Origin of the sequence: Hyalangium sp., from assembly GCF_045802625.1 — a bacterium.
Lineage (GTDB): Bacteria > Myxococcota > Myxococcia > Myxococcales > Myxococcaceae > Hyalangium.
Window position 1 is genome coordinate 1 of sequence record NZ_JBJMQP010000074.1, and the last position, 13138, is coordinate 13138.

General features: G+C 69.0%; 12 protein-coding genes and 2 pseudogenes. 5 read left to right on the plus strand and 9 right to left on the minus strand.

Going from position 1 to position 13138, the window contains the following annotated elements:
* Positions 1-498 precede the first annotated feature (498 nt).
* Positions 499-1284 (plus strand): hypothetical protein, encoded by a 786-nt coding sequence (locus tag ACJ8AT_RS14670; protein ID WP_407738346.1) that lies wholly within the window; start codon positions 499-501, stop codon positions 1282-1284.
* Between the two features lie 353 nt (positions 1285-1637).
* Here the strand turns inward: ACJ8AT_RS14670 and ACJ8AT_RS14675 are convergent, their stop codons facing one another.
* Together ACJ8AT_RS14675 and ACJ8AT_RS14680 are read right to left on the minus strand one after the other, a co-directional pair.
* Positions 1638-1937: a hypothetical protein gene (locus ACJ8AT_RS14675; RefSeq protein ID WP_407738347.1), complete on the minus strand. Its 300-nt coding sequence runs from the start codon at positions 1935-1937 to the stop codon at positions 1638-1640.
* Between the two features lie 39 nt (positions 1938-1976).
* Entirely contained in the window at positions 1977-2771 is a 795-nt protein-coding gene (locus ACJ8AT_RS14680) for a peptidoglycan-binding protein (protein WP_407738348.1), read from the minus strand.
* A 235-nt stretch (positions 2772-3006) separates the two neighbouring features.
* On the opposite strand from ACJ8AT_RS14680, the gene ACJ8AT_RS14685 reads away from it, so the two are divergent.
* A complete protein-coding gene (locus ACJ8AT_RS14685; protein WP_407738349.1) occupies positions 3007-4518 on the plus strand; it encodes a hypothetical protein in 1512 nt (503 codons plus the stop codon).
* 6 nt (positions 4519-4524) lie between these two features.
* On the opposite strand, the gene ACJ8AT_RS14690 is transcribed toward ACJ8AT_RS14685, so the two are convergent.
* Positions 4525-5178: a hypothetical protein gene (locus ACJ8AT_RS14690; RefSeq protein ID WP_407738350.1), complete on the minus strand. Its 654-nt coding sequence runs from the start codon at positions 5176-5178 to the stop codon at positions 4525-4527.
* A 139-nt stretch (positions 5179-5317) separates the two neighbouring features.
* Between ACJ8AT_RS14690 and ACJ8AT_RS14695 the strand changes: the two genes are divergently transcribed.
* A complete protein-coding gene (locus ACJ8AT_RS14695; RefSeq protein ID WP_407738351.1) occupies positions 5318-5728 on the plus strand; it encodes a hypothetical protein in 411 nt (136 codons plus the stop codon).
* Positions 5729-5746: 18 nt separating this feature from the next.
* Here ACJ8AT_RS14695 and ACJ8AT_RS14700 read toward each other — a convergent pair whose 3' ends face one another.
* The 4 genes from ACJ8AT_RS14700 to ACJ8AT_RS14715 all read right to left on the minus strand — a co-directional run bounded on the left by ACJ8AT_RS14700 (position 5747) and on the right by ACJ8AT_RS14715 (position 9829).
* Positions 5747-6538: an SDR family oxidoreductase gene (locus ACJ8AT_RS14700; protein ID WP_407738352.1), complete on the minus strand. Its 792-nt coding sequence runs from the start codon at positions 6536-6538 to the stop codon at positions 5747-5749.
* 189 nt (positions 6539-6727) lie between these two features.
* On the minus strand, positions 6728-8215 hold the full coding sequence (locus ACJ8AT_RS14705) for a phytoene desaturase family protein (protein WP_407738353.1): 1488 nt from the start codon (positions 8213-8215) through the stop codon (positions 6728-6730).
* Positions 8216-8217: 2 nt separating this feature from the next.
* Entirely contained in the window at positions 8218-9411 is a 1194-nt protein-coding gene (locus tag ACJ8AT_RS14710) for a metallophosphoesterase (protein WP_407738354.1), read from the minus strand.
* A 7-nt stretch (positions 9412-9418) separates the two neighbouring features.
* Positions 9419-9829: a PaaI family thioesterase gene (locus ACJ8AT_RS14715; protein ID WP_407738355.1), complete on the minus strand. Its 411-nt coding sequence runs from the start codon at positions 9827-9829 to the stop codon at positions 9419-9421.
* Positions 9830-9960: 131 nt separating this feature from the next.
* Here ACJ8AT_RS14715 and ACJ8AT_RS14720 point away from each other — a divergent pair.
* Positions 9961-10071 (plus strand): annotated as a pseudogene (locus ACJ8AT_RS14720) (SDR family NAD(P)-dependent oxidoreductase); the annotation flags it as partial.
* A 170-nt stretch (positions 10072-10241) separates the two neighbouring features.
* On the opposite strand, the pseudogene ACJ8AT_RS14725 reads toward ACJ8AT_RS14720, so the two are convergent.
* Both ACJ8AT_RS14725 and ACJ8AT_RS14730 read right to left on the minus strand, forming a co-directional pair.
* Positions 10242-10448 (minus strand): annotated as a pseudogene (locus ACJ8AT_RS14725) (hypothetical protein); the annotation flags it as partial.
* A gap of 19 nt (positions 10449-10467) precedes the next feature.
* A complete protein-coding gene (locus ACJ8AT_RS14730; RefSeq protein WP_407738356.1) occupies positions 10468-11115 on the minus strand; it encodes an FHA domain-containing protein in 648 nt (215 codons plus the stop codon).
* Positions 11116-11330: 215 nt separating this feature from the next.
* Here ACJ8AT_RS14730 and ACJ8AT_RS14735 point away from each other — a divergent pair, with 215 nt between their 5' ends.
* Entirely contained in the window at positions 11331-12938 is a 1608-nt protein-coding gene (locus ACJ8AT_RS14735; protein WP_407738357.1) for a sigma-54-dependent Fis family transcriptional regulator, read from the plus strand.
* The last annotated feature ends 200 nt before the right edge of the window (positions 12939-13138 follow it).

Here is a 13138-nt window from a genome sequence, read left to right on the forward strand (position 1 = left end):
GCAGGAGCGCTGAGCCCGAGCGAGCCGGGCCTTCGCTCCCGTCGAGGCGCTACGCCACCCGGGCCTTCATGCTGAGGGGCTGAAGTTGCCCCACCAAGGCCCCGGCCAGTTTCTGCGCCTGGGCTGGCGGGATGTTCTTGAACGGGCTGGGAGTCAGTGGATCCCAAGCAGTGGGGATCCAGTGCCCGCTCCCCACTGGTGGGGACCTGAGGTCCACTCCCTGATTGGGAGTCAGTTAAAAACGAGGTCTGCTCCCCACCAGTGGGGAGCGAAGCCTCCTTCCCCATCCTCCACCGTCTCGTCTCGTGGACTCTCAAGCCCACGAGCTCGGACGGTGGCCCGATGCCCCGTCTTCGCAAGTGTCTGTTTTCTCAGCAGTCCAGGCCCTGGCCCGCCCTCTGCAATCTGCTGGGGCACGGCCGGCTGGTTCAGCGGCCTCCGCTCGCACGGTCAAGCGGCGGGGGGATGCCTGGCGGTGTCCCCGGTTTGGAGTGACAGATGTTCAAGTGGAAGTTCAAGCAGGAGAAGAACGGAGTCAGCAGTCTGGATCTGGAGGGCATGACGCTGGAGCAGGCGCGCGACGGCCTGCTCCAGCTCATGGCGGATGAGAGCACCAATCATCACCGCATGGGGCAGATCTACAACTACGTGGTGAAGAAGGAGCTGGCCCAGGCCGCGGGGTTCAAGGACGCCCGGGACTACTTCAGCCAGAAGCTGAAGGACATGTCTCAGACGGCCCTCACCTTGTATGGGGCCGTGGCCGACGGCTTCTCCGAGGAGGTGGCGCGCAACTTCGGCGTCACCTGCCTCTACCTGCTGCTGACCTACAAGGAGGCCGCCGACATCAAGATCAACCACGAGGAGCCGGGCCCCACCCTCATCGAGGTGCCGGATGCCAAGGGCGTGGTCACCCCCAAGGTCTTCTCGGACTGCAGCGTGGATGAGATGCGCCGAGCCATCCAGCGCAAGCGCAAGCCCTCTTCCAGCAAGCCTTTGCCGGAGGAGGATCTGGTGCTGGCCGAGCAGGTGGAGCAGGAGGTGCTCAGCCGTTTCACCAAGGGGACCAAGGTGCGGGTGGAGGTGCGCAACGAGCAGGGCACGGCGGTGCTGGACTACAAGGGCATTCCGCTGCACGAGCGAAAGAAGTTGGGCGCGGCGCTGATGGCCCCGCTGCCCGGCGAGTCCACCCCGCCCGCCGCGCCTGAGGCGCCTGTCGCGCCTGAGGTGCCCGCCGTGCTCGCCGCGTCCGGAGTGAAGGAGGTAAAGGCCAAGCCCACGGCGTAAGGGTTGGTGTGAAAGAAGCGACGGCTCTCTCCCTGCAATGGGGGGAGGGCCGTGTCTTTCGAGGACACAGGCGTCCATGACACGGCGGGCTGTGCCGCCTCTCCACCGGCCCGGAGATGATTTCACGGTGTAGGGAACTCGAAGGAGAGATGTTCAAGGGCACCTGCTACGTGCCCTTCATTCTTCCCGGGCGGAAGCCTCCCCCCACCTCGGGGGCCACGAAGAACCCGTGACAAGGGCCCGCCCCCAACTGGTTGGGAGCGAAGCATTCTTCCTCGACGGAATTGGACGTCCGGCTCCCCCAAAGAGGAGTGCTCCCCTGGCATACCGGGGGACACCGGGGCCCTCAGGCCTCAGCCCCGGAGAGAGGGCTGGCCCGAGACAAGCACGTCCACCGCCTCCTCGAGCGAGGCGGCCTGGGCCTTCTCGCGCCAGCCGCCCCCGTCGCCACGCAGGGAGATGCTCCAGCGCGCTCCCCCGGCGGCGGGCGTCAGGCGCACGTGCTGCTCCTCCGTGCCGTCCTTCGCCTGCGAGTGCACCACCAGCGTGCCGCCCGGCTCCGCACGCACCTGCAGGTGCGCACGCCCGTGAGTGTCCAGCAGGGCCTTCAGCTTCTTCACCTCCACCGTCACCGGCGTGCTCGCGGGGCTCATCCGCATGCCTTTCGCAAGGAGTTCATCCGCAGCCCTCGCCTAGTCCTTGCGCGCGAAGCCCGAGAACTGGCTGAGCGGGATGTCGTGCACGCGGATCTTCTCGTCGAGGTTCCAGTTGGAGTCGAGCACCGTGACCATGTTGTCGTGCACGCCCACCACCACGCCGGTGTGGCCGTACTGGCCGATGTTCATCGAGAAGATGTCACCGGCGGCGGGCGAGCCGACGCGGTGGTAGCCGTGGCCACCCGAGGTGAGGAAGTCGACCATCTGGTTGCCGTTGACCGGGCCCAGGCCGTCGGCGCGGGGGAAGCCCGGTATGTGGGCGGCCACTGCCGCGAAGCCACTGCACTGGCCCGCGTACGAGCCCACCGGGTGCTCGCTCATCAACTGCTGCACCTCGGCCGAGCCGCTGGTGCTCGGCGGCGGCGTGCTCCCGGTGGAGCCTTGCAGCGCCTGGTTCATCGCCGCGCGCGTCATGGGCCCGAAGTAGCCCGTCTGCGGCACGCCATGGTCGGCCTGGAAGCGCTTGACGGCCGTCTCCGTCTGCGGGCCGAAGATGCCCGGGCCCGTCTGCACCTGCGCCTGCGTCAGGTAGCCCAGCTTGACCAGATCGTCCTGCAGTTGCTGCACGGCGGGCCCCGTGGAGCCCCGCTGCAAGTCCACAGCGGGCGCGCTCGCCGCGGGCTCGAAGCTGCTCTGGCTCGTGAACCCGACGCTGCGCGCCTTCGGAGTGCTGTCGGCTTGCTGCGGGAGTTTGCCCCCCGCGGGCTGCGTGTTCTGCGCGGGCGTGGACGATGGGACTGCCGAACGCTGCCTCGTGCTCTGGATGCTCATGTGCTGACCCGCTGAAGACTGGAGGGAACCTGTCCATCAGGCTGCCTGAATCACGTAAATGTTATCTGGCGGCAGCCCGGGCGAGTTGCGTGTCGGCATTTCCAGGGCGCGTGGCCACGAAAAAGCCAAGTAATCACGCCTTGTTGTATTGGATATGGCCGTGGGGGGTGCGGCGGATGGGGACGCCGGGGTCCAGAGGCTCGTGAGCCTACCCTGACCAATCCATTTGCTCAGAATGGTGAAACGGTACCGCTTCGTGATCGACATCGCCAGCCTGTGGCAGCCCCGGCGCGGCGGCCCACGCAGCGGTACGCCTCCGTCTTCCCGGTATGCTCCGGGCCGCATGTCACCGGAGCACCTCCGCCTCGTTGCCCTCTGCACGGCCGCCCTCGCGCTGGTGCTGGGAGCGCTGTACCTGCTGCGCTCCCGGCTGCGAGCGCGGCGGCGGCGCCAGCGTGAGGCGATCTGGCGCGAGCTGTGCCTGCGCCTCGAGCTGGTGCCCCAGCCCCGCAACCCGGAGGTAGCCGCGGGTCAGCTCCAGGGCACCGGCTTCAGCTTACGGGACACGGGCTCCGAGTGGCTCCTGGAGCTGCCGCTCGCCCAGCCGCTGCTGCCTCCCCGAGTGGTCCTGCTCTCCCCGAAGGCGCGGAGCCTCCGGCCTTCCTTCCGGGTGCGCCCGCTCCGGTGGGGCTCGGGACTCAAGCCCCCGGTGGCGCCGGTCTGGTCCCGGGACAGAGCCCTGGCTCCCGGCAAGGTTCGAGCCTCCCAGCCCTTCCTCGAGGAGGCCGAGCGCGCGGCCCAGGCCCACCCGCCGCTTCGCGTGGAGCCCCGCTGGCTCGTCCACGCCCTGCGCTCGGGGGCCGCGCTCTCCGTGAGCGAGGTCCGCGACGCGGTGCGAGCCCTCGAGGCCACCGCGCAGCGCTGGCTCGCGGTGGTGACGGAGCACGGGCTCCCCGAGGTGAAGGATCTGCCCAGGCCCCTCTCGGTGCTTCGGGAGGTGCTGGCGCAGTGGCCTTTCGGAAAGTGGCTGCTGCTCACCTACGCGGGGCTGCTGCTCACGGTGGGCGCACTGTTCCAGATCGGCCGAGGGCTCTTCTTCGCGCTGCTGGTGGGGAGCCTCCTCATCGGCCAGGCCATCGTCCGCAAGAAGCGCTACGGCTTCAGGGGAGCCCTGCTGGGCGCGCTGGCGCTGGCGTGCATCTTCGGCGCCCCGTGGATCTGGGCTCGCAGCCTGGAGAGCCGAAGCACCACGCCCACCGTCATCTCGGTGCGAGACGCCGCCCAGCTCTCCCACCGGAGCGCGGATTTCCTCCGCTTCCATGACGCCGTGGTTCGCAAGGATCTGGCCGCGCCGGGTGCGCGAGGGTTCTTCCCCGTCGTCTCCAGGAGCTGGGGGCCCAACGAGCTGGTCACCGTCATCGCCGTCCGGCCTCCTCCGGAGGAGCAGGCCGAGGGCCCGTTGGCAGGCGTCGCGGTGAAGGCCAACGGAGGCACTGTCTCGGCGGCCATCGAGGTGGCACTGAAGCACCAGTTCTCCCTCCACTCCCACGTCCGCTTCGTGGACTTCTCCTCTCGCCCGGAGACGCTGACGGCCTGGAGGAAGAGTCAAGCGATCTTCCTCGGGGCCTTCCCGGCGCTGGCGTGGATCGGCTGGGTGCTCTGGCTGTGGAGGCGGGAGCTCCGCGGGCGCGAGCGCGCGCTGGAGGGGCTCGAGGCGAGTGGTGAGCGCAGGCATGAAGCGGCCTGAGGGCCGTCAGCGCCCCAGCACCACGGCGCGCAGCCAGCGTCCCCAGGCGCCCAGGCCCGGCTCCACCTGCACCAGCGTCCAGCGCAGCCGGCGGAGCTGGCGCCGGCTCTTCGCCTCCGGCATCAGCGCGTTGAGCAGGGCCAGCGCCTCCGCCTGATGCCGCTCGCGGGAGAGCTGCAGCGCGAGATCCCGCTTCACCTCGAAGAGCGTGGGATCGAGCGCCAGCGTCTCCTGCAGCAGGGTGATGGCGCCTCGGCGCTCGTGCTTGCGACGGAAGTGGAGCCGGCCTCGAAGCAGCGTCTTCACGGCGTCCATGCGGAGCCCCTTCGAGGCGTTGAGCTGGGCCAGCTGCTGCCACAGCTTCACCTGAAGGGGGAACGTGTCCGCCGCCTGCGAGTAGACGGCCAGCGCCTTGTCGGCGAAGCCCTTGTCCAGGTGCCCCTGGGCAGCGGCCTGGAAGCTCTGGAGCGCCGCCTCGGGCTGCTTCGCTCGAGCCAGCAGCGGCGCCAGCTTGCCGTGGATCACCGGATCCTTGGGCTCGAGCTCCAGCGCCTTCCTGTACCCGGAGATGGCCTTCTTGAGCCGCCCCTTCGAGCGCGCGCGATCGGCCTCGGCGATGATCTCCGAACGCGTCTGAGGCGCTTTCCCTCGGAAGAGCATGGCGGGCCCATCCTACTCCCGCCCGCGGCGGCGGGGTACGAGTTGCCACGCGAGCGTTATTTTGCAACGCGCTCCCGAGCACTCCCCGGCAGTGGGGGCTGGATGATTTGGCGGAGCTAGGGCAGTTTTGTCTGGACCCATGACTGTCCTGCGCCACGCCTTTGCCCTGCATGCCCTCCGCGAGCTCGGCCGATTCACCTCGGTCTTCACGCGCGAGCGGGAGGGCGCCTCCCTGGAGGTGGGCCTGCGGAGCCTCCGCGAGGCGTGCCTGGCCACGCTCGGCATGGAGTTCGAGACGCTCACGCGCTTTGACGCCAAGTCAGTCGTCGGCCTGTTCGCCACCCCGGAGCAGGCGCGAGTCCTCGCCCGCCTGGTGGACGAGCGGGCGCGGCTGATGGTGCGGCATGGGCAGCTCACGGCGGGGCTGGAGGACAGCGTCTACGCAGGGCAGCTCCTGGCCTGCTCGCGCCAACGCTTTGGGACGCCGAGAGACGCCCGGGCCGCGGAGCTGCTCCAGCGCGAGGTGGGCGAGCCGCCCGCACTGCTGTGAGCCCCCGGCGCCTCCGGGCTACCAATCAATCGGCCTCCGGTCGCGGAAGAACCGGCCCGTAGGCCCCTCGGGAGGCAGCATCGCCGCCCAGACGATGGTGTCGGCGCCCTCCTCCGCCCCGAGCGGAGCGCTGGAGCCGCCCATGCGAGTGCGGACCCAGCCCGGGCACACGGCGTTCACCAGCACGTGCCGCTCCTGGAGCTCCTCGGCCAGCCGGCGCGTGAGCGCGTTGAGCGCCACCTTGGAGATGCGGTACGCCGAGCGAGGCCAGCCCTTGCGCGCGTACTGCCCGCTGCGCACGTCCTCGATGAACTCGCGCACCAGCGCGGCCAGCACCTCCTTCGAGGGCGGAGGATCGAACCGCTGCCGAAGCTCCCGAGCCAGCCCCGCGAGCTCCCCCGCGCCGCTGGACACCATGACGAGCCGGCCGTGGGGCTCGAGCAACGGCGCCAGCCGCTCGGTGACGTGCCAGGCGCCGAAGAAGTTGATCGCCTGGGTCTGCTCGGCCACGCGAGCATCGAAGCCGTCCATGGTGATGGCGGCGTTGTTCACCAGCGCCGAGAGCCGCTGCCCCTTGCGCTCGAGCGCCGAGCCCAGCGCGTCGATGCTCTCCTGGGAGGCCACATCCAGGGGCTCGAAGGCCACGTCCAACCCCTCGGAGCGGAGCGTGGCGGCGGCCTGCTGGCCGAGCGTGGAATCCCTGGCGGTGAGCAGCACGCGCGAGCCCGCGCGGGCCAGCTGCCGGCACACCTCGAATCCGATCCCTCGATTGCCCCCAGTGACGAGGACGGTTCCCTTCTCCTTCGGCATGTCTCTCCTCCCCCAACGGAGCGCTCCCCCTTATTAGGAGGCCCGAGCTTCCGCCGCAGGGACATCGCAAAGCGTGTTCCCAGCAGAGGAGGCCTTAGACAGGAACATTGTTCCTTTTGCGGCGTGAATAAATTTTGCAGCTTTCACAAGCCTTGCTTGTTTTGCTGTTTTCCCCGAATCCGAGAGACATTACCGGGGGGCGGCAATGCGAGAGGCCGTGCGGATGCCCCCGAGCGCTGTAGCCAGGGTGCTCTGCCCGGGGAAGACGGAATCCCCCACGAGCCACAGCCCATCCAGCACAGGGCGCGGGCCCAGCTCGCGGTACTGGCGCAATCCCGCGCGGCGAGGCACTCCGCCCACGGCGCCCGCCTCGCGGCGAGTGAAGCGCTCGAAGGTGCGAGGCGAGGCCGTCAGCTCGTGCCGCACCTCCTGGCACCACTCGGGAGCCAGCCGCGCCAGGCCCTCGCGCATCCGGGACTGAATGTCCGCGATGTATCGGGCCTGGGCCTCACCGGACTGCCCGGCGAGCCGGCGCAGCGGCACATGGGTGGAGATGGTGAGCGTGCGATGGCCCACGGGCGCGCGGCCCATGTCCGCCTCGCCGCTGATGGAGACGAACAGGTGGTTGCCCTCCACGAGCGGAGCGGACTCGTCCTGGACGAGCTCCAGGTGAGAGGCCTTGGCCAGTGCCGTCTCGGGAGCCCGAGCCACGCGGTAGAGCATGACGGCGCCCCACCCTTCCTCCACGCGCTCGGACAGCTCGGCGAGCCTGGGCAGGCGTTCGGGAGGAAGCCCCAGCAGGCGCATCACCCCCCGAGGCAGCACATTGGCGGCCACGTGCCGGGCGAGCAGCTCTCCGCGGCGAGTCACCACGCGCCAGCCGCCAGCCTCGGGGGCCAGGGACTTCACGCGGTTGGCGAGCAGCACCTGTCCACCGCAGCGGGTAATGGCCTGCACGAGCGCCTCCGCGAGCCGGCCAATGCCACCGCGCACATGGCCCGTGCCGCGCCAGTAGTAGTCCATGGCGGCGAGCGCGAAGGGAGCCTCGGCCTCGGCGGCGCTGCACTGGACGGTGATCTGGCACAGCGCATCCAGGTACGTGCGCAGCGGGGCGAAGCGCTGGAGCCCGAAGTGCTCGAGCACCCGCTCCAGGGGACGGCCCACCCAGCGCAGCAGGGGTACGTAGCGAGACACGCGGGTGGCGTGGCGCACGAGTGCCCGGAGATCCAGCGGAGGCAGCAGCGCGGGATCCTCGAAGAGGGTCCACAGGGCCTCGGCCACCTGGCGCTGGAGGGAGAAGAAGTCGCGCACGCCGCGGACAGGGGCCCCCGGCAGACAGGTGAGCTGCTCCAGGAAGCGCTCGCGATCGCGGTGGACGGAGAGCCGCAGCGAGGGCGTGCGCAGCTCCACGAGCGGATCGATCCAGTCCACCTCCACATCGAGCCCGTACCGCCGCACCCACTGCCCAAAGAGCTGCGGCTCGGCGAGCCCGGAGAACAGGGTGGCGCCGGCCTCGAACGCGTAGCCATCCCGGCGGAAGGTGCTGGCACAGCCGCCGGGATAGTTGAGCGACTCGCACAGCGCCACGCGGGCGCCGCGCTGGGCCAGTTCGGGCGCCGTGGCGAGCCCACCGAAGCCCGCGCCCACCACGACCGCGTCGTACCAGGGCTCCGCCATGCCTACGCCGTGCGAAGCGTGACGATCGTCACCTCGGGAGGAACGCCGATCCGGAACGGGAGCCAGTGCCCCGTGCCGCCCGAGACATACAGGTGACTGTCCTTCTGCCGGTAGCGGCCGAGCATGAACTCGAAGACGAACCCGAACACGGGGATGCCCAGCACGGCGACCTGCCCCCCGTGCGTATGCCCCGAGAGCGTGAGGCAGGCCCCGCGCTCGGCGGCGTACGGGAAGAAGGACGGGTGGTGAGCCAGACACAGCACGGTCTCACCGGGAGAGACACCTTGGAAGGCCACCTCCGCGGACTGGCGCATGCGCTCGGCTCTCGCGAAGGGAGTGCGAGTCCCCATCGGATAGTCGACGCCGACCACGCGCAGGCGCTCGCCGGAGTGCTCGAGCACGAGCGCCTCATCCACGAGCAGCCGCACGGGCGCGCCGCGCTTCGAGAGGGCCTCATACCCAGCGAGGATGGGCTCCAGGCCGCGCCAGTGCTCGTGGTTGCCGAGGATGGCGATCATCCCATGAGGCGCCCGGCACGCCTCGAGCGCCGCCATGGTCTCGTCGATCTGCTCCAGGTCATCGACGAGATCGCCCGTCATGACCTGGAGGTGGACGCCCGCATCGTTCATGGCCTGCACGGCGGAGCGGACATACTCGGGGCTGATGAAGGGGCCCACGTGGATGTCGGTGATCTGGCCAATCCGGAAGCCCTCCAGGGCGGCGGGGAGGCCGCGCACGCGGACCTCCTGCTCGCGGACCACGAAGCCCGAGCTGCCACTGGCCACGCCCGCGGTGGCGGTGCCCACGGCGACGAGAGGCACCGCGCGCCCCGCGTTCACGAGCAGGCTCCTACGCTCCAGGTTCACGAGCCCCATCGCCTCGCCCGGAGCGACACCGGAGCGCCTCCCCTTCCACCACCGGCTGATCGCGAAGGGAGCCCCGAACACCACGCCCATCAGCACGGCGACGGACCACACGGCGGAGAACATCTTCAAGGGCGCACCCACCACGGGGATCTGCCCATGCAGCCCGAGCCCGAGCGCCAGGGGCAGGCCCCAGGCCAAGAGGGACAGCGCCACCAGCCCAATGAAGGTCCACCGGCGCCACCCGCTCGCGGAGGCGGGCCACAGCCGCCGCAGAACGACATAGGCGAGCAGGTTCAGCACCAGGATGAAGAAGAGTCTGGCGATCAGCATCGCGCGCTCAGCCCAGGAACTTGGTCATGCGGCCCTGGGCCACGAGGACACCATCATTCTCGCGGCGCAGATCCACCTGGACGAAGGCCAGGGTGCGCCCGGACTTGAGCACGGAGGCCTCCACGAGCACGGTGGAGCCGCCCGGAGCCGGAGAGCACCAGGACACATTGAGGTCCGTGGAGACGCCGGGGCGCTGATCGCGATCGGCGGACATGATGGCGAGCGTGCCCACCACATCCACCAGGGTGGCCACCGCGCCGCCGTGCAGGGCGCCGAGGGGGTTCTGCACGGCCTCACTCACGGGGAGCCGGACGCGGGCCTTGCCGCCTGCGGCCTCCAACACCTCGAGGCCTGTCAACGAGCGGTCATAACCGATCTTCCCGACCCAGCTCAGCCGCTCCTTCAGCTTGTCATCCATGGGCCCCCACCATAATCGGCGCGCGGGAGGGATGCTCTGCCAACCTGGACGCGGCCCATGTGGGAGGGAAACGCCCGGGAGGCAGAAACCCGGCAGGGCGTGGAGCATCCCTGGCGCGGAGGAAACACCAAATGGATCTGGGTCTCACGGGGAAGACAGCGCTGATCACGGGCTCGACGGCGGGCATCGGCTTCGCCACGGCGGTGGGGCTGGCGCGCGAGGGAGCGCATGTCATCTTGAGTCCATACAGCTCGGTGGAGGCGTAGTAGTTCTGGTCTCCGCCATAGCCCCCGATGACGAGCACCTGGCCCGAGGCCAGCATCGTCGCTGCGAAGATATCCCTGGGAGAGGCCATCGCGCTGGCGCTCGTCCAGGTACCGCTCTGCGGATCGTAGATCTCCGAGCTGGCCAGGCGGGTCCCACTGCCGAATCCTCCCGCTACCAGGACCTTGCCCGAGGTCAACGCCGCGACATGCTCCCCACGAGAGGCCTGGAGGCTCCCGGTGGCGGTCCAGGTTCCCGTCACGGGATCGTACAACTCGGCGGCGAACTTGCTGCTGAAGTCGCCCTGCCCGCCCACGATCAGCACCTTGCCCAGTTTTCCATCCGTCGCCGTCATCCCGCCTGGGGAGGCTCGCTCAGGCGGCGCGCTGGGACTTGCGCAGCAGCCGCTGGATGTATTCCCAGGCGAACGTGATCTCGCGGATGCGCTGCTCGGCCAGGGCGCGCAGGTGCGGGTTGAGCTCGGACACGGTGTCCAGGCGGCACTCGTCCACCCGGGCGTGGTAGGCGGCGCGGGCCTGCTCCAGGGTGCCGGGCTTCTCGAAGCCGAGCAGCCTCCAGAAGACCTGGGCCTGGGACACCTGGAGATCCGTGGAGAACTCCTTGATCCGAGGGCGCTCGGCGAGCGGAGGCAGCTGGCTGACCGGAGGAAGCGCAGGCCGCCGCGAGCGATCCATCCGCCCTCGCGGGTTGGCCGCGTTCGCTCCACCGATCAGGGACTGCACCATCAGCAGGAAGGGCCCGACGCGCAGCTCATCCTCCGCGGTGAGCACGGTGGGCTGAGAGACGAGCTCCCCGTTGAGCCACGTCCCGTTGGTGGAGCCCTCGTCGATGACGATCGCCCCGCCCTCGATGGCGATCAGCCGGCAGTGCACGCCGGACACCGTGTCGTCCCGGAGGACGAGCTGACACTTCTTCGAGCGGCCCACGAAAATCTCTCGCTGGGACAGCGTTCCCTTCGTCGAGACACCGCTCCCACTCAACACCACCGAAAAGGTGAACACGTTGACTCCAAGCTCTCCTGCCCGGGGGTACAGGCAGGATGGATCCCCCTGCGGCCAGTCACACAGCACGTGGCATGCCAACTGCTTCGAGGGGAAGCACTCCTGTTTTTTCAAGATATTGGACAGGCTCCTTCACGTCTGACAGGCAGAGACAGCTCCAACCTGTCAGAATTGACGTCAGCACTGACAGGCAGCACCGAGTACCCGGAGGCTCCATGACGAGCGGCGGCGATGAACCGAAGGCAGGGCAGCCGGAGACGGTGCCGAGGTTCGGGGAGGACCCGGTGACAGGCCCTTCGCTGGAGCGAACCGAGCTCATCCCGCTGTCCGAGGCGATCCAGCCTCCTCCGGCGAGCCATGCCATTACACGCCGGGAGCGAATCCGGCGAGAGCCCTCGTCGCCTCAGCCCGAGCACCCCTACCGCGAGCCCAAGGCGCTGCGAGTGCAGCGCGAGGGCGTGCCGGATCTGATCGTCCCGCTCTACCCGGATCGCTCGTACGTGTTCGGGCGGGCGCCGGAGTCGACAGTGGTGTTCGGGCACGACGCGGTGTCGCGGCAGCACGGGCGGCTGTCGTTCCGAGAGGATCACCGGTGGGTGTACCGGGACTTGAACTCGCGCAACCACAGCTTCATGGGGGAAGCGGAGTTCCCGTTCCCGGGAGACGAGCGCGAGTACTTCCAGGTGATGAGCGCCTCGCAGGACTGGGTGGTGGAGGCGGGCAACGTGCTCATCCTGGGTAACGGGAAGAGCCGGATCCTGCTGCTGGCGGAGGTGCCGGACGGGCTGGTGGCGGGGCCGAGGCCGCGGCAGACGGGCTCGGTGGCGGCGGCGCAGTTGGATCGCTCGATCCAGATCTGCGCGAGGCACCAACTGCCGGTCTTCATCCTGGGCAAGTCGGGGACGGGCAAGACGTTCATCGCGAGGGAGATCCACAGCCGGAGCAAGCTGGACGGGAACTTCGTGGTGCTCAACTGCGGCCGGCTGCCGCAGGACGCGAGCATGCTGCACAGCGAGCTGCTGGGGCACGTGAAGGGAGCCTTCACGGGCGCGGCGTTCGCGAGGGTGGGCAAGTTCTACGTCGCGAACGGTGGCACCCTCTTCCTGGACGAGGTGGAGTTCCTGCCGCCCGCGGCCCAGGACTTCTTGATCGACATCTTGGAGGGCACCGGCAGCCTGGCGCCGCTGGGAGCGGGACCGGACTCGAGAGAGCCACCGCCACGGTTCCGGCTGATCTCAGCGTCGAAGACGCCGCTACAGCAGACGGGGCTGAGGCCGGACCTGGCGCAGCGGTTGGCGACGGGAGACGTGATCGTCCTGCCGACGCTGGAGGAGCGGAGGGAGGACATCCCGAACCTGGTGGAGCAGTTCCTCCACCGGCTGAAGACGGAGCAACAGTACGACGCCGGGTTCACCAGCGACGCCCTCGCCTACTTGCAGCAGGCGGACTGGCCGGGACAAATCCGCGAGTTGGAAACGACAGTCAAGGCGGTGGTGGCGCGAGAAGTGGCGGCCCGAGCCATCGATGGGGTGGGTGCGCAGCGGATGATGATCACGCTGGAGGCGGTGAAGGCCTACCTCTCTCAGCGCAAGCTGGGCTTTGGAGCCGCGCCAGAGGCGCCCGCCGCGAGCGCCCAAGCCTCCAACCTCCAGGCCGGCACAGGCTCCGTCCCCGCCGTACAGAAGCGGCCGAGCGCCCTCACGGAGCCAGAGCTCCGGGCCGCGCTGGACAGACACCAAGGCAACAAGACACGAGCCGCCCAGGAGCTGGGAATCGCGCTCAACACTCTCAAGGACAGGATGAAGAAGCTCGGGATCGCGTAAGGGTTGAATCGTAGTGCCCAGACACTTATCAAGTGCAAATTCTGCCACGACATCGTGTACCTGAGCGCTGCTGGGCGAGCGCCATATATGTCATAGCTGCATGCCTTAGCTCAGCCCTCTCACAAGTCTGGCCCGAGGCCGTCCTTCAGATAATGCTGAGTAGTTCGCGGGAAACGGAATGTGAGTGCTGAGTTAGAACA